Origin of the sequence: uncultured Parabacteroides sp., from assembly GCF_947855115.1 — a bacterium.
Classification (GTDB): domain Bacteria; phylum Bacteroidota; class Bacteroidia; order Bacteroidales; family Tannerellaceae; genus Parabacteroides.
The window spans coordinates 122,659-144,896 of sequence record NZ_CANTZW010000004.1; the positions used below are offsets into that span (position 1 = coordinate 122,659).

The following is a 22,238-nucleotide window of genomic DNA, read 5'->3' on the forward strand; positions in this document are numbered from 1 at the left end:
CTCTTCTTTTTTATAAAACCTTCTATATGGGAGATACGGATACCTCCTTTAACCCAGCCCTTGCTCCCCCCTGCCAAGCGTTAATAGTCTCAAATAAACATCGCCAACTCTCAACTATTTCGTAAGTTTGTAGCTCAATACAAGATTCACGAACTTATAAAAGAAGATGAACAACGAATTTCTCCAAACAGAAGAAGCGATTGTCGCGATGCTTAAGACGGTATACGATCCGGAAATACCTGTAAACGTGTACGATCTCGGACTTATATATAAGGTAGACATTGATGAGGAAAAGAATGTACGCATCGATATGACCCTCACCGCCCCGAACTGTCCGGCCGCCGATTTCATATTGGAAGATGTCCGCATGAAGATAGAAGCGGTCGACGGGGTAAAGAACGTAGAGGTAAACCTCGTCTTCGAGCCGGAATGGGATAAGGACATGATGACGGAGGAGGCTAAACTGGAACTGGGATTCCTCTAAAATTCCACGCAGCAGAAAAATGAGTTCTATCCGAAAGAAAATATACTTCGCCTCAGACGCGCACCTAGGTGCCCGTTTCCATAAAGATCCCCTTGCCATCGAGAAAAAACTGGTACGCTGGCTGGATAGTATCAAGGAAGAAGCCTCTGCCATCTGGTTCCTTGGGGATATGTTCGACTATTGGTACGAATACAAATACGTCGTGCCGAAAGGCCATGTGCGTTTTCTGGGGAAGCTGGCCGAGCTATCGGACAGAGGCATAGAGATACATATATTTATCGGTAACCACGACATCTGGATGTTCGACTACTTACCGAAAGAGATAGGCGCTATCATCCATCGGGATACCTTGACCGTCGATTTACTGGGGAAACGTTTCTTCCTCGGACATGGTGACGAGGTGGATTTCCGGAGCAAGGCATTCCGTCTGATCCGGGCTATTTTCCGGAACAGGTTCTGCCAATGGCTCTATGCGGGCATACATCCCCGCTGGACGTTCGGGTTCGCTTTAGGTTGGTCGCTCAGCAGCCGGAAGAGCGGGCTGGAAAAGCTGGAGGCGAAAAAGTATCAAGGGGAAGATGCCGAATACATGGTTGTTTTCGCCAAGGAATACCTAAAGACGCATTCTGATATCAATTTCTTCATTTTCGGCCATCGGCATATCATGCTGGACTTGATGTTAAGCCGTACCTCCCGTATCTTGATAGCCGGGGATTGGATGCAATACTTCTCTTATATCGTATGGGATGGCGAGTATCTGTATATGGATCAATTCCTAGAGGAAAACGAATAAACTATCTTTTATAAAACTTGTAGGAGACACAGTGCGCTGCGTCTCCTACAACTGTTGGCATCCCAAAAGAGTTATTTTTACCTTTCTCATCAAGAAAGATCATTCAGCTAAACATTGTATAACCTTTATTTCACAGGGATATAACCCACCTTCGTCACCGTAGCTTGTCCCTCGGCCGACATTACGTAATCAATGAACGGTTGCACTTTAGAAGCGTTCTTCATCTCATAGTAGTAGAACAACGGACGGACAATCGGGTACGTCTTATTCTTCGCGTTCTCCAATGAAGGCGCCACATACGACTTTCCCGCATCATAAGACACACGAACCGCTTTCACCTCCTTATTCAAATAAGCAAGGCCGACATAGCCAATGGCACCTTTCGTCTGGCTCACACTTTGGATAATAGCACCTGTAGCCGGCATACTCAGGATACCGTTCATATAGTTCTTGTTTTTTAATACGCTCTCCTTGAAGAACTCGTAGGTCCCGGAAGAAGTCTCGCGGGAATAGGCGACAATCTTCATGTCTGCCCCGCCCACTTCTTTCCAATTCTTGATCTTACCAGTAAAAATTCCTTCCAGTTGTTCCCGGGTCAGGCTCGAAACCTTGTTGGAAGGGTGTACGACAACAGCCAAGGCATCGTAAGCGATAACCTCTTCTTTCGTTTTCTTCCCGGCTTCCTGCAATTTTATACGCTCATCAAACTTCATCTTACGAGAAGTCATCGCTATATCCGTAGTACCTTCCAGCAAAGCGGAGATACCTACACCAGAACCACCGCCAGTCACGGTTATTCTAGCGGCTTTATTCTTATTCATGAAATTCTCGGCTTCAGTCTGGGTAAGCGGCAGACAAGTATCGCTACCTTTTATCTTCTGGGCAAGCGCATCCGTAGCGAACAAACAGGCTGCCATAGCAGCTAATAAAATCGTCTTCTTCATTATTCTGTATTTATCTTTATATTTACGATACAAAGTAAATACCTCGGTATTTCAATGGGATGAAACAGATATTACAATCCTATGAATTAAAACTTATATTGAAGACGGACAGTCAATACATTATCTTTCCGGTCGTTCTCGTAGCCCTTTACGAGACTGCTTTTTTCGTTGAAGTTAAACTCGTAATAGGCTTGCAAACGGATATGCTTGTTGAAATTATAGATACCGCCGATGCCAATCGTACGCTGCGCCAAGTCGGTCTTCGAGGTGAAGCTATCCTCCGCTCCCACCTCATCTCCGCTCACTTTGGTATTCGGGTCGTAAACGTCATATTTCAATACCGCCGAGAAAGGGGAGGAACCGATATCTTGTACCCAATAAAAGAAGTAACCAAGGAAAGGACGCTTGAACAGGGAGTTTTCCGGCAGATTCTCCGGACGGGTACTGTAGTTCGGGCTTTTGCTGCTTCCGGCGACACCAGGCTGTGTACCGATCAATCCTTCCGCACGGAAAGTAGTCTTTCCTAAAGATGAAAGGAAACTGAACTGCGCGTCCAAGCCCAAATACTGGCGTTTCATATAAGTACCCGTCTTTCCCATATCTATCTTAACGAAACGATTGTCACGCATCTCATACGCCTCGGTGGTAGGGTTATATACAAAACCATGGTAGTAAGAGAAGCCGGCTCCCCATTTTCCCCAATCGCCTATCGTTTTCTCGGCTCCCAAACGTCCGATGAAATCTTTACGGCTGTCGGTCTCGCGATTGATACTGTTTCCGGCAAACAAACCGGCATCCAACCGCAAGAAACTCAAAGGGCTGGTAGCCTTGGTACGCAAGGTAAGCATAGCACCCAAATCTCGCTCGTCCGGGAAAAAATACTGGATAATAGTCGCACGCTCCGGAGATTCGAGCGAACTCGTGGAATAACACACCTCATAGCCGAAAGGACGGTTGAACACACCGGCCATCAACTGGCTGCGTCTCGTCCAAGGGTCCTTGATGCCGATATACAGATCGCGGAAGCTCACCCCCTTATCATTCACCTCGATCTGGACGGCTCCTGTCCCGATCCCATCATTGTACTCGAACTTCATACGGCCCCGACGGATACCGATCCGGTTAAATCCCTTGTCCAAGTTCTCGTTCACATCGCCTACCTTCAAGGTCGCATCCTGCTGTCCATATTGGTACTGCCCTTGAATATAGGCAGAGACCTTGAACTTACTCAGCTTCCGGACAATCTTATCCAAGGTAGTCACTTCCGTAGCCAACGAGTCGACACGTTTCTCCATCGACCGATCCACCTCCTGCGCTCCCATACTTAAAGGAAACGACAATAACATGAGCGCTATAACTTTTCCAAATCTCATCCCTAACTATACAAACTATATTTGCGCCGCAAAGTTACAGCGCCCCTGTTTCACACCCGTTTCACAGACATTACAATCCTGTTACAGACCGCGTTCGATTTATTTACCACGAGAGATCCGTCCTTCCAGATCCTTTATACTCAAGGTAATGACCTTTCCGGAAGGCTTACCGCCCCGATAAGTGACCACCCGCAACCAAGTAGCGTTCTTTGGAACCCGCAAGGCCGACTCATATTTGGGAGAAAAATGATCGGGATCCGTATTATCGAACGTATAATAAATATCCGTATCCGGCAACTCGGAGCTCAACGCTATCTCCATCTCGCCATCCTCGGCCTTACCAGGGGTAATGATCGCGTTATACATACTCCGGGCGTAATTCACTCCAGCCTCGTCCGCACGGACAAAATGCTTTTCCACACGCGGATAGAAGCTATTCCAATCCGTATGCTCTGGGCCACTCCAAAGCACCTCGGCCAAGGCCCACCCGCGAGGCCATACCATATATTCCGCATGCCGGAAGGTAGGAACAGACTCAGCCCACAAATTACCTTGCCCTCCCAGCACCATTTCCGCAGGGACACTATCCGGCACCGGATTGAAACTATAAGAATCCGACAAGCGACACATCGAATACGTGTCCGGCTCGACAGAAGGCTCGCCCTGCCATAAGTCCAAATAGCAATGCTCAGACGGGGTCATAACCACATGATGCCCCGCTTTCGCAGATTTGATCCCGCCTTCCATGCCCCTCCAACTCATCACGGTCGCATCCGGGGTCAGCCCACCTTCCAGAATCTCATCCCAACCGATTAGCTTTTTCCCTTTCTCTTTCAAGATAGACTCCATCCGATGAATAAAATAACTCTGTAACTCCTCCTCGTTCTTCAACCCCTCCGCTCTCATACGAGCTTGGCAACGAGGACATTTATGCCAAAATCCCTTATAACACTCATCGCCTCCTATATGTATATACTCATCCGGGAAAAGAGCGGCGACCTCGGTCAAGACCTTATCCATGAACTCAAAGGTCTCCTCCTTACCGATACAAAGCGTATTCTCATCCTCCCCATAAAATTTATTGCCCACATTCACGGCCTCAGGAGCGTTCATACAAGCCAGTTCCGGATAAGAGACCAACGCGGCCAAGCTATGACCCGGCACATCTACCTCCGGAATAACACGCACGTATCGTTCCGCCGCATACGCCAACACTTCTTTGATATCCTCTTGCGTATAAAACCCGCCATAGGTTGCCTCCTCACCGGACTGCCTCGGCTCGCGATGCCACCATTGCCCTACCCGGGGTACACGCCAAGCCCCAATCTCGGTAAGCTTCGGCAACGACTTTATCTCGATACGCCAACCCTGATCGTCCGTCAGGTGCCAATGGAAGACGTTCATCTTATACTCGGCTATCTCATCGATCATACGCTTCACCTCCTCTTTCGTGAACCAATGGCGGCTAACGTCCAGCATCAGCCCACGCCACCGGAATTTAGGGGCATCCGTGATATCGGCGCATGGAATCAGCCATTTGGTATCCCTCGGCTGGGTCTTCCCGCTTTTTATGCATGGGGGCAACATTTGCAACAATGTCTGTACGCCATAGAAAATACCTGCGGGCTTATGAGCGGTCAGGATAATATCCGAGCGCTTTACCTGAAGGCGATACCCTTCATCGCCCAAAGCCGCGTCATCGGTCAGTTTAAACTCGATCTTGCCATGTTTCTCCAGCGGAAGCTCAAATCCTGTAGCGGGAGCGATCTTTCCGTTAAAATAACGGGCGATCCCCACTAAAGCCTCGTTGGAACGATCCAACGTGATAGCGGCCCGGCGGGTCAACTGGAAATAATCGGATTTCTCAACGATCTCCTGAGGTTTAGGGATCAAGGATATACTTCCTTTCTCCACGTCGCGAGTTTCTTTCCGGGAGCAAGAAGCTCCGCATAATAATAGTCCTAGCGTAATAAACGAGAGTAGAATCTTTTTCATTGTCCTATTTGTTATTTGGCGGCGAAATTACATAAAATAATCGATTCGTTCCGCACATTGCACACGACTAGAATATTTGTGCGATAATTTTGGTCTGTTTCGCACATTTATTGGGATATTGTGCTACCTTTGCTTCGATTTTTGAAACACTATATATTTATTTTTTTTAATGAAGACATTAACAATCGGAGACCTAAAGGCCCGCATTCCAATCATCCAAGGTGGAATGGGCGTAGGAATCTCTCTTTCCGGCTTAGCCTCGGCCGTTGCGAATGAAGGTGGGATCGGCGTTATCTCCGCAGCCGGTCTCGGACTCTTATATAAGAAATTATCTCCCAGTAATTACACCGAAGCCGGTAACCTCGGGTTAGCGGAAGAGATCCGCAAGGCCCGGGAAAAAGCGAAAGGTATCATCGGCGTAAACGTAATGGTGGCTCTTTCCGACTTCGCCGAACTGGTAAAGACCAGTATAGCGGAAAAGGTAGACATCATTTTCAGCGGTGCCGGATTGCCTTTGGATTTACCCTCTTTCCTTAAGAAAGACAGCGTCACCAAGCTGGTCCCTATCGTCTCCAGCGCACGCGCCGTACGCATCATCTGCGAGAAATGGAAGAATAACTATGATTATCTTCCGGACGCGGTGGTACTGGAAGGCCCGAAAGCCGGTGGACATCTAGGGTATAAAGAGAACCAGTTGGAAGACCAGCATTTCTCTTTGGAAGAACTCTTACCTCAAGTCGTAGAGGAAGTATCTCATTTCGAGCAGAAATACGACAAAAAGATCCCGGTAATAGCGGCAGGAGGCATTTACACGGGTGAAGATATCAAACGCATGATGGACCTTGGAGCATCAGGCGTTCAGTTAGGAACCCGGTTCGTCACCACCACGGAGTGCGATGCCTCGGATGCCTTCAAACAGACCTATATACAGGCCGAGGAGAAGGATATAGAGATCATCAAAAGCCCTGTCGGTATGCCCGGACGAGCCATTCATTGCAGTTTCCTCGAGAAGGTGAAGGCAGGCATCAAGCAACCGAAGAGTTGCCCCTTCAACTGTATCAAGACGTGCGATATATCACGCAGCCCATACTGCATCGTCACCGCTTTATACAATGCCTTCAAAGGTAATTTCGAGAATGGATACGCTTTCGCCGGCAGCAACGCCTGGCGAGCGAACAAGATCACCACGGTACGGGAGACCATCACCGAGCTGATGAATGAGTGGAAAGCGAAATTATAGGTATCCGAACATTATCTATCTAAAAAAGCAAGGGCCCGGTATCCAAACCGTGCCCTTGTTTTTTTAGATTCATATAGCAACTATTGCTTGATGTCGCCTAATTCTACCAGCTTATTAACTATCGCGTACACGGTAAGACCACTGGCACTATGAATTTGAAGTTTCCGGGCGATATTACGGCGGTGGGTGATGACCGTATGCGTAGAGAGGAACAAACGGTCCGCGATCTCCCGGTTCGTCATTCCCTTCACGACGCAAACAACGATCTCTTTCTCCCTCGAGCTTAAGGATTGCTGCTCGTCATCCTCCGTCTCATCCGGAAGTTCCTCGGCGTTCAACCGCTCCAATTTATGTTTTATCTCATCGGAGCTATCGTATATGTTGATCTGCTCATCATAAGAACGCAACAACATACTGTCTGAGACCGAATATAGCAAAGCGATACATTTCATTTCGGCGCATCCGCTTTCCTCCTTCAAGTGCTGCAACGTGAAATAACCGGGCAGAGCCGGGTTCACGATCAACACATCCGGTTTGTGCATACGAAGCGAGTCGAAAAGAGATTCCACCGAATTGATCTCCACCATCTGGATACGGAAACCCGGCAAGCGTTTCAGCAAGCTTTCCAATCCGCTCCTTACGATAACGGAAGGTTCGGCTATCGCGATCTTTAGATTTGTACTCATCGATTCATGCTTATAATTGTTTTTCCAAAACCAATATGGCCGGCACAAACAAATAATCCTCCACGCGCGTGTGTGAAGCCAAGTCTTCCTCCGTGGCAAAAATGTCGAACAAAACGCTGTTCAACATATTCGAGCCCGCTCCCGGATAGTATTTGATCAGGATATTCTTCAATTCCGTGATCTTCATCTCTATCTGATCATGACGTTTGCGGAAAACCGTAATATTGTATTTCGGATCTTTCTTTCCTTCCAACAAATTACGGACATAAGGGAAAACCGCACGTTCCTCATAAGACATGTGTTTATTTACCTCCTCCGCATACTCATCGAAAAACTTCGTGATCACAAAAGCGACATCCTCCGGGCATCCGGATATAGCGTCTACCAACTTACGGCGGATATGTGGCAAGCGGAAGTTTAAGAAGTAATCATGGGCATTATGCAAATAACGGATCAAGTTCTCGATCGACAAATGCTTGCGCGCATTCTCGACCGGCATACTCACTTCTTCGATCAAGAAGTTCACGACCGTCAAGAAAGTATAAGCGTCTACCCCGTTCTGCCGGCAAACCTCCCCGATATTTTTCTCTCCAAACCCGAGCGCTATCCCAAAACGACTCATGACTAAGACCATCGGATAGTTCTCGCAGATCAGATCACTCATCTTGTCGGTTTCCCGGTACATTCCTTTTTTATACATAGGCTTTTTTCTAACTTGTCCTGGTATTTGAACAGCCAAATATACTCCTTTTTCTTCCATATATCGTACATTTATTATTATTTCACAAAGGCCTAAAGGACGATTCCGCCGGAACGACCGCGATACATTCGGTCTCTATCAACCATCCCGGACGGCAGACAGGAGCCAAGACTATCAAATGTGGCAAATCCGGGTAGCGCGTCTCGAAATATTTCTTAACTACCGCATAATCGGCCACATCCCTCAAATAGGTGATCGCCATCGTGATATCGTCGGTGGTAGCGTCTGCCTCTTTCAGCAGCGCGTCGATATTCTCCATCATCCGTCCGGTCTGCTTTAAGATATCGCCCGGATAGACGATCTCCCCCCGGTTATCGATACTCGCCGTCCCGGAGATGAATATCTGCTTGCGATCCCCGTAGATAACAGCCGTTCCCCGCTCGAATGTCACGCCGTACTCGTAGGTAGGGTTCAAATGCGTGGGAGCGTACAGGAATTGTATCTGCCCCGGCTCCAAGCCATCCACCGCATAGCTGTCCATCTGCACCAACACGGAAGGGTCGGCATGGCGTCCTTCGATACCCGTGCTCGCCACATAATGCGTCTTCTCCGTAAGGTTCTGCGTAATAAAGACCTCCTTCCGGGCTTTCACCACACCAGCATAGTTCACGTCTACGTTCTGCACGAAGAACCAAGTACGGATACAGTGAGAGGCCAACGTACAATGTTGCCCCATCAATTGCATCACATAGTCATTCAGCAAAAGCCGGGTCTGGTACTCCGAGTTGGCCGCCTTATTACAGGCCCCTCCTCCCCAAAGGTGCCTGTAGCCGTTGTGAGACGCCTCCAACAAGCCGGAGTCGTAGGTCTGTACCTGCATACCCGTCTGTAGGTAAGTCCACATAGCCACCTTTGTTCCGTTCAGAGGCGGTTGCTGCACGATAGACAACGGACAGAAGGCATTCTCGCATTCCCATTCCATCACGCTATCCGTCTGATTAGCGGCATCGCTCAAGAAATAACGACGGAAAACCGGTGTGGCATCGTCTGCCAGCTCTTCTTTCACGACAGCTACATAGACCATCAAAAGGTTTTGCAATTGTTCCATGAAAGACAAGCAAGGGTCATCCCCCGACAACATCACCTGATACTCCTTCGTCCCTCCTTTGCCGGCAAATGAAGAGATCCGCACCTCTACAGCCTTATCTGTATATATTTTCCTTTTATAATCCATTTATTTATATCTTATCAATTATCCAACGCTCCTCCTTGTATCCAGCCCCGGATCAAGCCTAGCACTTCTTGTTTTCCCGTACTATTAAACATATCTTGGTGTATCGGGTCATCCTCCAACACATCCAGCAAGTAACTGTTATGGATATCTCCCGGAGTCACATAATTCTTGCCTTCCTCCGAGAGAGGAGCTTCCACGTTCACCAAGGATTTATAGGCATTCTCCTCACGTAAGTCTAAGTTACCAGAAAGCCCGGAACTACTTCCACCGTGGCAGGCAATACAATTCTGGTCAAAAACCTGGGCCTGTACCCTATCAAAGCTTCCTAAGTCCAGCTCACCCACGGCAAACTCGATATTCTCGCCCGAATCGTCCACGGGATAGCTATAATACGAATAAATCAACTCCAATCCACGATTGAGCACAACGATCTCGATCGTTTTGGTATCGGCCTTTATATTCGTCAGTTGGATCGTCAACTGCTTACCTTCCGAGGTAGGCTTCGTTATCCGCCTCGACAACAAAGCCTTAGTCCGGTCTTCCCCAAACTCACAAACGGAAAGCGTATTCTTTTTCGGCCATGCCTCCAAATCGTTGAAGGTCACGGTAAGCTTAGCGGTACGTCCGGAATCAATCGTTTCATCCGGATAGATCTTACCCTCATCACATCCCATAACAAGCAGGAGCAACAAGGTACATACCATAGATAGATTACACCGTCTCATAAGCATGATCAGAATGTAAATTGTAACATAGCCGTAGCGGAGTGGCGTGCCAACCCGATCGCATCCTCATCCCGGTCATTTTGCGTATCATGCCCTGTACGACCCAGATACTGGTACATCACCTGAAGTTTCAAGTTATTATTAAAGAAATAATAGTTCAATCCAACCGCAGGCATATTCAGCATTCCTCCATTATCCATTCCATTGCGGTCGTACCAATCATAACGCAAAGCTCCTTGCAACTTATTCGTGATAAAATAACCGGCCTGAGCATAAGCTCCCCAGAAATTCTCGTCCGGTTTCTGCATGATATCCGTAAAGTGCATATTCATATAATAAGCCTCGGCCGCGAAATACCAACGATTCTTAATCCAGGCGAACTCAAGGCCTACACGAGTATCGCTACTGGTCAAGAATTCAGCCTCAGCGTTATAAGATGCAGATACAGCGATAGACATCTTATCATCATTCAGGTTCTCCGGTGAACCTTGCGACATCGGCATCTCGCCTTTCGGCATAAAGGCCAGACGGCCCGCATATAATAAGGAAGGCAACCACTTATGGTCATCGCAGTTCGTCTTGCTAGCGATATTCACATCAATTCCTGTCCCGTTAAAAATACCTACCTGATAATTCCACTTATTATTGATCAATCCATGCACTTGGATACCCAAGTCGAATCCGGTAGACATACCGGGAATTACATAATTTATATCATACGGAAGCAAGATCGAGGCAGTGGTAGATGTCGGCAACACGGGAAACAAGGTCTCACCCAACGTACTCAGATAACCATGCATAAACGGAGTCTTGAATTTTCCCACGCGGATACGGAAAGATTCTTTCAAGGCAACATCGAACCACGCCTGTTGCAATAAAGCCCCGCCACTCTTCGCGGCGTTCAACGACAGGTTGAAAGTAACCTTTCCGAAGGCCTTTCCGGTAAATCCTAAGATAGCGTTCGGGATAGCGAACCCGGAATTAGCGACACTTTTAGCGTAGTGGCTTTCCAAACCCTGCTCATCGTAACGATTATAACAAGCGCTAGCCTGTACCAACGCATACGGTTTAAACAAGAAATCCCCCGCTTTCGTAGAGAAAGAGAACCCTTTCTTTCCGGCCAACGATACGACATCATTCTCTACATACTTATCATCGATCTCTTTCACTTCTTGAGCACTCACCTGAAACGCACCCGTCAACAAAACTACAGCGACAAGTGACCTATATATTTTTTTCATTCCTTTTTCTATGTTAGATTATAAACTTTGTAAGAATTTAATCAGAGCCTCACGCTCATCCTTCGTCATACGCGAGAAAAGCGTACGCGAAGCGGCTCCCTCGCCACCATGCCACATGATAGCCTCGGTCAAGTTACGGGCTCGCCCGTCGTGCAGGAAGTAACTATGCCCGTTCACGGTTTCCTGCAATCCCAGCCCCCATAACGGGGTTGTACGCCATTCGTTTCCGTTCGCCAAGCCACTAGGATAATCATCCCCCAACTCTACCCCCATGTCATGCAAGAGATAGTCTGAATACGGATGGATTATCTGATTTCCTAATTGGGGCAACTCGGTATTGTTTAACAAAACGGCACCACGCGGACGCGTCTTCAATGTCGTAACATGGCACAAATGGCATTTAGCCTCATAGAACAACTGCTCACCCTTCAGCACCACGGGATCATCTACGTCTCGACGGGCCGGCACACCTACGGCGTGCATGTATAAGTCTACGTTCTCCATATCCTCCGTAGAGATCTGTGCCCCACTCATGGCAAATCCCATCATATTGCTCTGCCCTTCCCCGACTTCGTGCGGGTAACGGTCGTTCGTCACACCCAAGTCGGACGAGAATCCAAGCTCTACGGTCAGGTCTTGATGCTGGGCTTTATTCCCAGAAACCCCGATCACCTTTTTTCCTTTCTCGGTCACATAATTAAGCCTTCCACTAATACCATATTCCGGATAATTACTTTGAGCCGCTATCTTTTGCAAAAGATCCAGGTCTAGCGCCATCATCTGCCCCATACCCACATGACGCAAAGGCTGGCGTACCGAGATACGCAGGTCTGATACCGGAATACTGTCCGCATACCATTCTACGATCTCATAATGCGGCGTCATTAACTCATATTCCTCACCATCGGGAAAAGTATATCGTTCTGTAGTCGTCGTAATTTTCACGCGGCCTTCCGGCTTAGTTCCATAGATAGATTGGTCATGAAGCACACGCCCATAATCCGGGAAATATCCCCCTGTCTTACGGGTTATATAGATTAACATGGATGAGAAGCCCGAGCCAGACCCCCCGGAAGCGATAGCGGGCGTAGTACGTCCTGTACTTTTATGGCAGGAACCACACGAATATCCAGCGTAAAGAGGTCCCAGGCCACCACCGTCTACATTATCCACTCCCCGCGCGTCGTCATATAGATGATCACCTTTGTTAAATCGATCCTCCAACTCACCGGTCACCCAACTTGATTGCGTATCGTAAGCGTCCGGAGCCGAGGAAAAAATCGTCGAGATACCCGCCGACAACTCCTTCTCGGAAGCAGCCTTCCCATTCGGCTTGTAAATCCGCCAATCTTCCAGATCTTCAGACTCGCAACTACAAAGCAAGCAACCTAGCAGAGAATAAAATAAAAATTTATGTCTCATATTATTGGTTATTTTTAATACACACAAAAGAGGGAGAAGGCTTTATCCTTCTCTCTCCTCTATATCAACTACACGGTCGATTAATTATCGCTCAAAGCGGCACGAACCTTATCCAAGCCCTTTGTCAGATCAGAGCAAGCCTCCATAGCAGCGTTAATTTCTGTCTCTGCCCCTAAGTTGCTACGGAAAGGATAAGGAATATTATCGATAGCGTCGATAGTATTGTCTATCTGAAGAACCATCAAGCTATCCAATACCGGGTTCACGGTTTTACATAGATTGTGCAAGCTGTTCTCGCTAGCATCGTCGGCAGTTAAATCACGTCCTCCGAAATAAGCGTTCTTGATACTAACAATATTGTTCTTATAGTCGTCCAAAGAGTTCCAGCTATACCAAGACTCTACCGCCAATACACCTGGGTTATCAGGATCTGAAGCATCTTTATTACTGTCATTCCATGCATCCACCGGATCTTTGATCTTAGCGGTACCAACCTCATTAGAGATACCACCCATACCGTTATCTCCATTCAACATCAACTCGATAGCTTGATAAGCACTGCTCAATCCCGCATAATCAGAACTTCCATCATGCTTTTTCATAGCCTCAGCGTAAGAAGAAGGAACGCTTCCTGAGCCTAAGCCTTCAAGCCAACCTTTATATAATTCTTCCGTATCCTTCAACATACGGTCTGATACGATACGTAAATATTCTTTCTCATTCTTGTCGGTGAAAGTTGCCGCATCGCGTTCTTTTCCATCCAAGAACAACATTTTCTCCGCGGTGTGGAAACCTCTCAAGTTTTGAGGAGCGTTCGCAGGCGCATCATCAGAATCATCCACGTCTCCGGTTACGGCACTAAAGTCGCCGTTCGCGATGATTTGCTCGATACCATCCTTATCCAATGGCCAGCTATCCAAACTCGGGTCATATTGACCTAAGTCGGCAACACCAAACAAAAATGCCTCACTCTGCTCCCAAGGAATACGAACCGCACGCCAAGCCTCGCACGCATCAGCCAAGTCGTTTTGCGAACCTGAAGCAAGGAATTTCTCCACAGCCGCATGGTAAGCCTGCATTTTCTCATACATATCTTTGTAAGTAGGTAATACTACAGCGTCAACAAACTGAGTTACAGTCGCAGATAATTGAGTTTCGGTTACAGTTCCGGTATTAGCCGGCAAATTCTCGAAGGAATACTCCGTCTTCTCTTCTTCATTATTAATAGGATCATCATCTCCGCAAGATGAAAAACTCAAAGTCAAGCCCATCAACATCATGGGCCATAATAATACTTTTTTCATTCTACTTCTATTTATTAAAGTTAAACATTTATCTCTTACTTTTTCAAGAACCAACCGATATAAGCAATACCTACCGATACCATATTCTGGCTGTTATATTTACCCTGTCCTACGATACGGTGTGTATAATCTGCCTTCACCACCAAATTCGGCAATGCGTAATAATTGAATCCAGCCGTGATCACACTTTTCTGTAAACGCTTATCGGCCAACTTCGTACTGTTTTTCTCTACAGACTGCATCGGATTGTAATATTCATAGCGCAAGAAAGGATAAATCCTCGGAGCTTTCGCACTAAAGAAAGAACCAATGTTATAACCTACCTCGGCAGCGTAGCTCACAGCAGTCTCCGCTACAGTAGAATTCGGATAACCCGACGCGCTAGACGAACCATTATTCACACTAGTCAACCGAGCGGAGTTTCCTAAATGCCCATACACGATATTACCTCTCGCGATCAAATTGTTATTCGGGCTTTTATATTGAGCATCAGCCGTAACAATCGTCAACGGATATTTATAATCGCGGTTTCGAGCCGGTTTACTACCATTCTTCGATGGTTGATTATAATAGAAAGACGCTCCTACACGCAATCCCTTAAAAGCTTTCACGCCATTATAATTCACACGTGCGACAAAAGCCGGGTGAGTGAACTGCGTTTCCTCGAAAGCGCCTTGCGTACCTTTACCTACCCAATTCTCCATCCGGAAACCTTGCGGGTCCAAACCGGATACGGCCTGCAACTCATAATCGAAGTTTCCTAAGTCACCAAACAAAGCGACACCCGTCTCGTGCCAAGTTGAAGGTAAAATGGTCGTCTCGCCCTCCGGACGGTAAACACCAAAGAAATTCAACGGCTCATGATGAGCGTTAGTCAATCCGACAGGCACGATCATGTGTCCGAAACGGAAATTCAAATGCTTGTTGAACAAATAAGAAATATGGAATTGTTCCAAAGCGACCTCGCCGCCCTTCTCTATCTCAGTCTCGTACTCTCCGTTCTCCTCATACCACTCGATCTCTCTAGCAGCTCCAGTACCACCATATTCAAACTCGATCTCAGAGCTCAACACCCATTTCGGTGAGAACTTGTAATCGAATGCCAGAATAAAACGAGGAATGGATATCGTCGCACGATTTCGATGATTCGTACCCACTGTCGTTACCCAGTTCCAATCATAATCCATATAACTGGCAGCCATCTCGCCATATCCACCAAAACGGAATTTAGAAAAATCATCGGCATACATCTCAGAAGCCTTCACGGTGGAGCTCATATCACTCTCTTGAGCATGTAGAGCCGAAAAGGAAAGTAATCCAATCGCTAATAAATTTGTTAACGTTCTCATTGCGTTTTATAATTTTTGGCAAAATTACAGGGGTAGAGAGTCCACTACAATCGCACGAAGTAGGTAAAATAGGGGTTCAATTACCTACTCGTAGGTATTTCAGACGAATATTTTCAGGACTTTCACGCCCAATATGCCCTATTATTGGCCTGTAAGACGGTGAGATCGTTAATCTTAAGGCATTAAGGCCTCATGTTATTTCTGGTTTTATCGGCTCTATATAATCTATTGAAAATAACTTTTTTGAATGAATATTATGACATGCCCGCCCTACCTATTTCCTATAGTCATTCCTGATAAATGGCTCTTCGATGTTTTCCTCAACGAGCGATTTGTATTTCCGGGGATGGCGATAAGCGTTTCCATGCACTTCGCAAGCCCTGTATTCCCGGAGTTTCTCAATGGGAAAATCCGCCAGGCAGATATCCTCCCGCTCTCCTGCCTCAACAATGAGCATATCTCTTGCCCCGGAACCATCCGGAAGGTAAGCGATACCGTCGAACGCACATGAGCGGCCGTTACAATCAGACTTGTCTTTGGGGTAATTCGCGGTAGCGATACCAACCATATTCTCATAAGCGCGGGTTCGCAACTGCGAAAAACGGTTGATCTCGATAGGGCAGGCATTGGGAACCAAGATTATTTCCGCTCCTTTCAACATAAGTATTCTCGCGCTTTCCGGAAATTCCCTGTCGAAACAAATCATCGCCCCGACTTTCACACATCCCTTTGCCGTATCCAGATTCGCGACATAAAAATCCTCTCCGGCGGTCAACCTGCATTCATCACCGAAATCGCAAGTATGGACCTTCGCATAGGTAAGCACGATATTCCCAAGACGGTCGATCAGGCAAAACGTGTTTCGCGGCAATGGTTCGAACCGCTCAAGAAACGTGATCCCGACAGCTATCCGCAATTCCTTGGCAAGCTCACGAAATGAAATGACAAACGGGCTGTCGATCGCTATCGCGCTTGCTCTTAACTCATCGAGGTCTTCGGGGATTTCGTATCCGACGCTCCACATCTCCGGGAACAACGCGATATCAGCGCCCGCATCTTTCGCCCTTCTACAATACGCGATACCTTTCCTTAAATTTTTATCCAACGAGCCTTCGGGCAGGACTTGCAACAAAGCTACTTTCAGATTTTTCATGACGGAGCTACCGGGGTTTACAGTTTATAATCAAGAGGCAAATATACGAAAAACGTGATTCCGGTGAACAACGAGGGATATAACCATTAATAGGTACGCCCCCCGTCTTTTTACATATATATAGGTATTGCGCACCCATATAGGCAGACGTATCTTTGCAATGTCAAAAAGAATGTAACACTATTAGTATATCGCAAACCAAAGCCTTCTGCTAATTTTATGTAAGCATATAAGATGATTAACACCGTAGTGTCGGAAAGTTTTTATTGGTTATTTCCGGCATCACATAAAAAGAGCCTCCCTGTGAAGAGAGGCTCTTTTTGTATTTTCCCACACCGCAAATGTCCTTGAAAAAACATGTACGTGTTTTCCCGAAAAGACGTACATGTTTCCCGACAAACACGTACATGTTTTTATAACGCTGATTTATCAGTACTTTTACGCGATTAGCCCGCGAAAGTATCGTACCTTTATGCGGTTAATCACAGCGACCAAACAAATATCTAAAAATAAACAGCATGAAACCAACACTTATCGCAGGGATCGGAGCCTCGCTCCTAATGGCCGGTAGCGCGAAAGGCCAACAAAGACAGGAGATTGTACCTAAAATGCCAAACGTATTGTTCATCTACGCCGATGACTTGGGATACGGAGACCTGGAATGCTACGGCGGGACGCAAGCGAAGACCCCGAACATCGACCGGCTCGCCAAGAACGGTATCCGCTTCACCAACGCTCACGCTACCGCCTCCACCAGCACGCCTTCCCGGTATTCCATGCTAACCGGAGAATATGCTTGGCGCCGGCCGGGAACAGACATCGCCGCCGGGAACGCCGGAATGATCATACGGCCGGAACGTTACACGATTGCCGACATGTTCAAGAACGCCGGATACGCCACGGCCGCTATCGGCAAATGGCACCTTGGCCTGGGAGACAAATCGGGCGAGCAGGACTGGAACGCCCCACTCCCTACCGCCTTGGGCGACTTGGGATTCGACTATTCATATATCATGGCGGCTACGGCAGATCGCGTTCCTTGCGTATTTATCGAGAACGGGCAAGTGGCGAATTACGATCCGGATGCCCCGATCTACGTCAGTTACCAGAAAAACTTTCCCGGAGAACCTACCGGAAAGGATAACCCGGAATTATTATATAACCTGAAGCCTAGCTTCGGGCACGATCAATCCATCGTAAACGGGATCAGCCGCATCGGTTATATGAAAGGCGGCGGCAAGGCGCTTTGGAAAGACGAGAATATAGCCGACTCGATCGTGACGCACGCCATCGATTTCATCAAGGAGAATAAAGGGAAGCCTTTCTTCATGTATTTCGCCACGAACGATGTGCATGTACCCCGTTTCCCGCACGACCGCTTCCGGGGGAAGAACCCGATGGGTATGAGGGGCGACGCTATCGAGCAATTCGACTGGAGCGTGGGCCAATTGATGAAAACACTGGACGAGGCGGGGCTGACCGAGAATACCTTGATTATCTTGTCAAGCGACAACGGCCCTGTCGTTGACGACGGTTACGCGGACCGGGCCGCGGAACTCCTGGGCGACCATAAACCCGCCGGGCCTCTCAGAGGTAACAAATACAGCGCTTTCGAAGGGGGAACCCGTATCCCCGCCATCGTGCATTGGCCGAGAGAGATCAGGCAACCCGCCGTATCCGACGCCTTAGTAAGCCAAATCGACTGGTTCGCCTCCCTTGCCTCATTAACCCGCTCCCGCCTTCCGGAAGGTAGCGCGCCGGATAGCTACGATTATCTGGATACCTGGATCGGGAAAAGCAAGGAAGACCGCCCGTGGGTGATCGAGCAAGCGCTTAACAAAGCGCTCTCCGTCCGCACGAAGGATTGGAAATACATCGAGCCGAGCGCCGGGCCCGCCATCATGCGGCATGAGAACATAGAGACCGGTTATACCTCCGAGCCCCAGTTATACGACATGACGAAGGTCTACGAGGAAGGAAACAAGGCCTTGCAACATCCGGAGATCGTATTCCAATTGCAGGGAATCTTAAAAGGAGTTCGAGACCAAACAATCAAGGCTAAATAATGGAAAGAAGAAACTTCATTAAATCATCCCTCGGAATCGGTCTGGGCGCGACACTTCCGGGGATGGCGCATAACAAAAGCGGGAAAGAGGCAGAGGCTGCCGTCTCTCCCGCCATGCCCGTAAAAAGCGGGAAGCCGCATATCATCTTGATCATGACCGATCAACAACGGGGCGATGCCCTCGGCTGCATGGGAAACAAGGCGGTGATCTCACCGAATATCGACCGGCTGGCGCAAGAAGGCTCGTTGTTCGTGAGCGGATATTCCTCCGCTCCAAGCAGTACTCCGGGACGTGCCGGTTTATTGACCGGGATGTCTCCTTGGCATCATGGTATGCTGGGATACGGACGCATGGCCTTGAAGTATCGTTACGAGATGCCTCAGATGATGCGGAATCTGGGGTACTATACTTTCGGGATCGGTAAGATGCATTGGTTTCCGCAGAAAGCGCTTCACGGATTCCACGCGACCTTGATCGACGAGAGCGGCCGGGTGGAAAGCCCCGATTTCATCAGCGATTACCGGGAGTGGTTTCAATTACAGGCGCCCGGAAAAGACCCGGATCTTACGGGTATCGGCTGGAACGACCATGCCGCCGGTGTCTATAAGTTAGACGAACGGCTTCATCCAACGGCTTGGACCGGACAGACCGCCTGCGAGTTGATCCGTAATTACGAGAATGACAAGCCCTTATTTCTCAAGGTGTCATTCGCCCGCCCGCATAGTCCTTATGATCCGCCTCAACGTTATCTGGATATGTATAAGGACGCGGATATCCCGAAACCCTATATAGGAGATTGGTGCGGACGATACGCCGAGCCGAAAGATCCCCTCCAAGGAGCATCGGATGCCCCGTTCGGCAATTTCGGGGATGCGTATGCCATAAACTCCCGTCGCCATTATTACGCCAACATCACCTTTATCGACGATCAAGTAGGGCAAATCATCCAGACCTTGAAGGAGAAAGGTATGTACGACAATGCCTTGATTTGTTTTACGGCAGATCATGGCGACATGTTGGGCGATCATTATCATTGGCGGAAAACCTATCCATATGAAGGTTCGGCTCATATACCTTATATCGTAAAATGGCCCGCCGGTATATCCAAATCCATACCGGACGGAAGCCGCATAGAACAGCCTGTAGAACTGAGAGACTTCTTGCCGACCTTTATCGACATCGCCGGCGGGTCGATTCCTCCCGATATGGATGGGCGATCTTTGCTCAAGCTGATCCAAGGACAGCAGGCACAATGGCGCCCCTATATAGACATGGAACACGCCACTTGCTATAGCGACGATAATTACTGGGCCGCCCTTACCGACGGGAAGATTAAGTATATCCGGAACTTCCATAACGGAAGCGAGCAGTTGTTCGATTTGCGGGAAGACCCGGGAGAGACGCATGACCTTAGCGAGGACGCGGCCTATCAGGCTCAATTGTCCGAACTACGCAAGGCGATGGTAAAGCATCTGTCCGAGCGAGGAGATGCATTCGTGAAAGACGGTAAATTGATGACTCTCGATACGACCCTATTGTACAGCCCCAATTTCCCGAAATAAGGGACGAGCGAGACCCGTCCCCGCATCCTCTCACGTTTTTTACCTTTTTTTTGTCGTGGAATGGATGTATCTTTGCCTGAGAAATCAGAAGAGGTTCGACTTAATGCTAGGAATCGTTAGTAAAGGAATCATTATCGGCGTATTGGTCTCGGCCCCGATGGGCCCAATCGGTATGCTCTGTATACAAAGAACACTAAATAAAGGACGTTGGCACGGGTTCGTCACCGGATTAGGGGCCGCTCTATCCGATGTTATTTACGCGGCACTGACCTGCCTGGGCATGGGAGTGGTCGTTAATTTCGTGGAGGCTAACCAAGCGCCTTTGCAATTGATAGGAAGTATTGTTCTCGGCATTTTCGGGTATTTTATCTTCCAAAGTAACCCGACACGGAACCTAAAGAAGCAACGAGAAAAAAAATTATCGTTCACTCAAGATTTTATTACGGCTTTTCTACTTACCTTTAGCAACGTTTTGATCGTCTTACTCTATATCGGATTATTCGCCCGGTTCGGATTCGTGCTACCCGAACATTCGTTCTGGTTGCTGGCGCTGGGTATCGTTTGTATAGGGCTAGGAGCCGTTCTTTGGTGGTTCGGCATAACATATATTATTGGAAAACTGAGAAAAAGGTTCAATGTTAGAGGTATTTGGTTGTTAAACCGGATCGTGGGCTCTGTCATTATAGGATTGTCTATTATCGGCGCTCTTTCGGTCTTGTTGACCTCCTACTTGCAATGGCCTTTACTTCAAATCTATAGTTAAAATGAGAAGACTGAAAGTTCCTACTATTCCTGTTCTGGATGTACTCGACATAACATCCATCGAACCGATCCTAGAGATACGTTCCCAACGAGAGTTCATCACTCACGCCAACTGGAGCGATTATCCATACAAGCCTATCACCGCCTTTAACATAGCCCGGACAGAGAAAAACCTATATATACGATATTGCGTGCAGGGCAACTCGCTAAAGGCATCTTACGAGAGAGACAACTCGCAAGTCCATAAAGATAGTTGCGTGGAATTTTTCATGAAAAAGGAGGGAGACTCGCATTACATGAATTTCGAGTTTAATTGTATCGGTACTTGCGACGCCGCCCGCCGTACCTCACGGGATTCGAAGACTTCGCTCTCGCAAGAGGAGTATAAAAGCATCATAAGGCTTCCGTCTTTGAAAAGGAAAGCGTTCGGGGAAATCAAGGGTATTCACGCATGGAGCCTGATCGTGGTCATTCCCCTTAAGCTAATGGGGTTAGATCCGGACAACCTGCCGGAGAAAATACTAGGGAACTTCTATAAATGCGCCGATGAGACGATGGACCCGCATTTCGTGAGCTGGAGCCCGATCGACCTTCCCGAACCTAATTTCCATTGCCCGGAATTCTTCGGAGAAATCTATTTGTAGTAGTAGAGACGCAGCGTGCTGCGTCTCATCCCCTCAAAATAGTAACTTAGAATACTATCAGACAGTGATGAGACGCAGCACGCTGCGTCTCTACCAGTAAGCCTATGGTTATTTATTATCCTTACTTAGTCTCTGTTCTATAACGAAGGCTATTATCAAGCCGATTCCCCCGAATAAAAGAACCGAAGCCCCATAAGCCGTACCCGCCACCTCATGCCTATACCAACTATCATCATAATAAGAATTTGTCGCCATACACATGTTAATGATAAAACCGACCAACAGGCCTAATCCAACCCCTGCCAAAAGACATCCGGCCTTTAAGCTACTGAACGAGAAATTCCGCATATAATTGGGCAAACCCAACTTACCGTCGAAGGCAGAAGCATCTAGCTTATCACCGATCTTCTCGATTATGGCCAAACGTTCTCTCTTGCGGACAAACAACTCAAACAACCCGTAAATACCGGCGCAAACGATTCCGACAACTAGCGGAACAGAAATAAAATCCATCATAACCGTATAATTTTAATTGATTCTTTTTATCTTGCTTACCGATTT

The 22,238-nt window shown here is 47.8% G+C and carries 20 protein-coding genes; 7 read left to right on the forward strand and 13 right to left on the reverse strand.

Going from position 1 to position 22,238, the window contains the following annotated elements; all coding sequences use genetic code 11:
• Window positions 1-166: 166 nt before the first annotated feature.
• Both Q0110_RS04950 and Q0110_RS04955 read left to right on the forward strand, forming a co-directional pair.
• Window positions 167-484, forward strand: a complete 318-nt coding sequence (locus Q0110_RS04950) for an iron-sulfur cluster assembly protein (RefSeq protein ID WP_297903479.1) — start codon at window positions 167-169, stop codon at window positions 482-484.
• 19 nt (window positions 485-503) lie between these two features.
• On the forward strand, window positions 504-1,277 hold the full coding sequence (locus Q0110_RS04955; protein WP_297903483.1) for a UDP-2,3-diacylglucosamine diphosphatase: 774 nt from the start codon (window positions 504-506) through the stop codon (window positions 1,275-1,277).
• Between the two features lie 125 nt (window positions 1,278-1,402).
• Here Q0110_RS04955 and Q0110_RS04960 read toward each other — a convergent pair whose 3' ends face one another.
• From Q0110_RS04960 to Q0110_RS04970, 3 genes are all read right to left on the reverse strand, one after another.
• Window positions 1,403-2,221 (reverse strand): PstS family phosphate ABC transporter substrate-binding protein, encoded by an 819-nt coding sequence (locus tag Q0110_RS04960; protein WP_297903486.1) that lies wholly within the window; start codon window positions 2,219-2,221, stop codon window positions 1,403-1,405.
• A gap of 86 nt (window positions 2,222-2,307) precedes the next feature.
• Window positions 2,308-3,594 carry a hypothetical protein gene (locus Q0110_RS04965; protein WP_297903489.1) on the reverse strand — a complete coding sequence of 429 codons (1,287 nt, stop codon included), beginning with the start codon at window positions 3,592-3,594 and terminating at the stop codon, window positions 2,308-2,310.
• A gap of 99 nt (window positions 3,595-3,693) precedes the next feature.
• Window positions 3,694-5,589: a family 20 glycosylhydrolase gene (locus Q0110_RS04970; protein WP_297903492.1), complete on the reverse strand. Its 1,896-nt coding sequence runs from the start codon at window positions 5,587-5,589 to the stop codon at window positions 3,694-3,696.
• Between the two features lie 169 nt (window positions 5,590-5,758).
• On the opposite strand from Q0110_RS04970, the gene Q0110_RS04975 reads away from it, so the two are divergent.
• A complete protein-coding gene (locus Q0110_RS04975) occupies window positions 5,759-6,829 on the forward strand; it encodes a nitronate monooxygenase (protein ID WP_297903500.1) in 1,071 nt (356 codons plus the stop codon).
• A gap of 80 nt (window positions 6,830-6,909) precedes the next feature.
• Here Q0110_RS04975 and Q0110_RS04980 read toward each other — a convergent pair whose 3' ends face one another.
• The 9 genes from Q0110_RS04980 to Q0110_RS05020 form a co-directional block, all read right to left on the reverse strand.
• Entirely contained in the window at window positions 6,910-7,515 is a 606-nt protein-coding gene (locus Q0110_RS04980) for a response regulator transcription factor (RefSeq protein WP_297903503.1), read from the reverse strand.
• A gap of 10 nt (window positions 7,516-7,525) precedes the next feature.
• Entirely contained in the window at window positions 7,526-8,215 is a 690-nt protein-coding gene (locus tag Q0110_RS04985) for a hemerythrin domain-containing protein (RefSeq protein ID WP_297903646.1), read from the reverse strand.
• An 82-nt stretch (window positions 8,216-8,297) separates the two neighbouring features.
• On the reverse strand, window positions 8,298-9,449 hold the full coding sequence (locus tag Q0110_RS04990; RefSeq protein WP_297903507.1) for a Rid family hydrolase: 1,152 nt from the start codon (window positions 9,447-9,449) through the stop codon (window positions 8,298-8,300).
• A gap of 14 nt (window positions 9,450-9,463) precedes the next feature.
• Window positions 9,464-10,174, reverse strand: coding sequence for a hypothetical protein (locus Q0110_RS04995; protein WP_297903510.1), 711 nt, complete (start codon window positions 10,172-10,174; stop codon window positions 9,464-9,466).
• Window positions 10,175-10,182: 8 nt separating this feature from the next.
• Entirely contained in the window at window positions 10,183-11,415 is a 1,233-nt protein-coding gene (locus tag Q0110_RS05000) for a porin (RefSeq protein ID WP_297903513.1), read from the reverse strand.
• Window positions 11,416-11,433: 18 nt separating this feature from the next.
• Window positions 11,434-12,837: a di-heme oxidoredictase family protein gene (locus Q0110_RS05005; RefSeq protein WP_297903516.1), complete on the reverse strand. Its 1,404-nt coding sequence runs from the start codon at window positions 12,835-12,837 to the stop codon at window positions 11,434-11,436.
• A gap of 80 nt (window positions 12,838-12,917) precedes the next feature.
• On the reverse strand, window positions 12,918-14,141 hold the full coding sequence (locus Q0110_RS05010) for an imelysin family protein (RefSeq protein WP_297903519.1): 1,224 nt from the start codon (window positions 14,139-14,141) through the stop codon (window positions 12,918-12,920).
• A gap of 35 nt (window positions 14,142-14,176) precedes the next feature.
• Complete coding sequence (locus Q0110_RS05015; protein ID WP_297903522.1) at window positions 14,177-15,490, reverse strand: porin; 1,314 nt, start codon at window positions 15,488-15,490, stop codon at window positions 14,177-14,179.
• Between the two features lie 274 nt (window positions 15,491-15,764).
• A complete protein-coding gene (locus Q0110_RS05020; protein WP_297903525.1) occupies window positions 15,765-16,643 on the reverse strand; it encodes a carbon-nitrogen hydrolase family protein in 879 nt (292 codons plus the stop codon).
• 560 nt (window positions 16,644-17,203) lie between these two features.
• Here Q0110_RS05020 and Q0110_RS05025 point away from each other — a divergent pair.
• The 4 genes from Q0110_RS05025 to Q0110_RS05040 all read left to right on the forward strand — a co-directional run bounded on the left by Q0110_RS05025 (window position 17,204) and on the right by Q0110_RS05040 (window position 21,677).
• A complete protein-coding gene (locus tag Q0110_RS05025; protein WP_297903649.1) occupies window positions 17,204-18,709 on the forward strand; it encodes an arylsulfatase in 1,506 nt (501 codons plus the stop codon).
• On the forward strand, window positions 18,709-20,271 hold the full coding sequence (locus tag Q0110_RS05030; RefSeq protein WP_297903528.1) for an arylsulfatase: 1,563 nt from the start codon (window positions 18,709-18,711) through the stop codon (window positions 20,269-20,271). Before Q0110_RS05025 ends, Q0110_RS05030 begins: the two co-directional genes overlap by 1 nt.
• Before the next feature lie 103 nt (window positions 20,272-20,374).
• Complete coding sequence (locus Q0110_RS05035; protein WP_297903531.1) at window positions 20,375-21,034, forward strand: LysE family transporter; 660 nt, start codon at window positions 20,375-20,377, stop codon at window positions 21,032-21,034.
• Window position 21,035: 1 nt separating this feature from the next.
• Window positions 21,036-21,677: a carbohydrate-binding family 9-like protein gene (locus Q0110_RS05040; protein WP_297903534.1), complete on the forward strand. Its 642-nt coding sequence runs from the start codon at window positions 21,036-21,038 to the stop codon at window positions 21,675-21,677.
• Window positions 21,678-21,785: 108 nt separating this feature from the next.
• On the opposite strand, the gene Q0110_RS05045 is transcribed toward Q0110_RS05040, so the two are convergent.
• Entirely contained in the window at window positions 21,786-22,193 is a 408-nt protein-coding gene (locus tag Q0110_RS05045) for a DUF6249 domain-containing protein (RefSeq protein WP_297903538.1), read from the reverse strand.
• Window positions 22,194-22,238 lie beyond the last annotated feature (45 nt).

Excerpts from the sequence above, each read along its gene's own strand:
- Q0110_RS04950 (WP_297903479.1), top strand. The coding sequence starts at position 167 with ATGAACAACGAATTTCTCCAAACAGAAGAAGCGATTGTCGCGATGCTT.
- Q0110_RS04955 (WP_297903483.1), top strand. The coding sequence starts at position 504 with ATGAGTTCTATCCGAAAGAAAATATACTTCGCCTCAGACGCGCACCTA.
- Q0110_RS04960 (WP_297903486.1), bottom strand. The coding sequence starts at position 2,221 with ATGAAGAAGACGATTTTATTAGCTGCTATGGCAGCCTGTTTGTTCGCT.
- Q0110_RS04965 (WP_297903489.1), bottom strand. The coding sequence starts at position 3,594 with ATGAGATTTGGAAAAGTTATAGCGCTCATGTTATTGTCGTTTCCTTTA.
- Q0110_RS04970 (WP_297903492.1), bottom strand. The coding sequence starts at position 5,589 with ATGAAAAAGATTCTACTCTCGTTTATTACGCTAGGACTATTATTATGC.
- Q0110_RS04975 (WP_297903500.1), top strand. The coding sequence starts at position 5,759 with ATGAAGACATTAACAATCGGAGACCTAAAGGCCCGCATTCCAATCATC.
- Q0110_RS04980 (WP_297903503.1), bottom strand. The coding sequence starts at position 7,515 with ATGAGTACAAATCTAAAGATCGCGATAGCCGAACCTTCCGTTATCGTA.
- Q0110_RS04985 (WP_297903646.1), bottom strand. The coding sequence starts at position 8,215 with ATGTATAAAAAAGGAATGTACCGGGAAACCGACAAGATGAGTGATCTG.
- Q0110_RS04990 (WP_297903507.1), bottom strand. The coding sequence starts at position 9,449 with ATGGATTATAAAAGGAAAATATATACAGATAAGGCTGTAGAGGTGCGG.
- Q0110_RS04995 (WP_297903510.1), bottom strand. The coding sequence starts at position 10,174 with ATGAGACGGTGTAATCTATCTATGGTATGTACCTTGTTGCTCCTGCTT.
- Q0110_RS05000 (WP_297903513.1), bottom strand. The coding sequence starts at position 11,415 with ATGAAAAAAATATATAGGTCACTTGTCGCTGTAGTTTTGTTGACGGGT.
- Q0110_RS05005 (WP_297903516.1), bottom strand. The coding sequence starts at position 12,837 with ATGAGACATAAATTTTTATTTTATTCTCTGCTAGGTTGCTTGCTTTGT.
- Q0110_RS05010 (WP_297903519.1), bottom strand. The coding sequence starts at position 14,141 with ATGAAAAAAGTATTATTATGGCCCATGATGTTGATGGGCTTGACTTTG.
- Q0110_RS05015 (WP_297903522.1), bottom strand. The coding sequence starts at position 15,490 with ATGAGAACGTTAACAAATTTATTAGCGATTGGATTACTTTCCTTTTCG.
- Q0110_RS05020 (WP_297903525.1), bottom strand. The coding sequence starts at position 16,643 with ATGAAAAATCTGAAAGTAGCTTTGTTGCAAGTCCTGCCCGAAGGCTCG.
- Q0110_RS05025 (WP_297903649.1), top strand. The coding sequence starts at position 17,204 with ATGGCCGGTAGCGCGAAAGGCCAACAAAGACAGGAGATTGTACCTAAA.
- Q0110_RS05030 (WP_297903528.1), top strand. The coding sequence starts at position 18,709 with ATGGAAAGAAGAAACTTCATTAAATCATCCCTCGGAATCGGTCTGGGC.
- Q0110_RS05035 (WP_297903531.1), top strand. The coding sequence starts at position 20,375 with ATGCTAGGAATCGTTAGTAAAGGAATCATTATCGGCGTATTGGTCTCG.
- Q0110_RS05040 (WP_297903534.1), top strand. The coding sequence starts at position 21,036 with ATGAGAAGACTGAAAGTTCCTACTATTCCTGTTCTGGATGTACTCGAC.
- Q0110_RS05045 (WP_297903538.1), bottom strand. The coding sequence starts at position 22,193 with ATGATGGATTTTATTTCTGTTCCGCTAGTTGTCGGAATCGTTTGCGCC.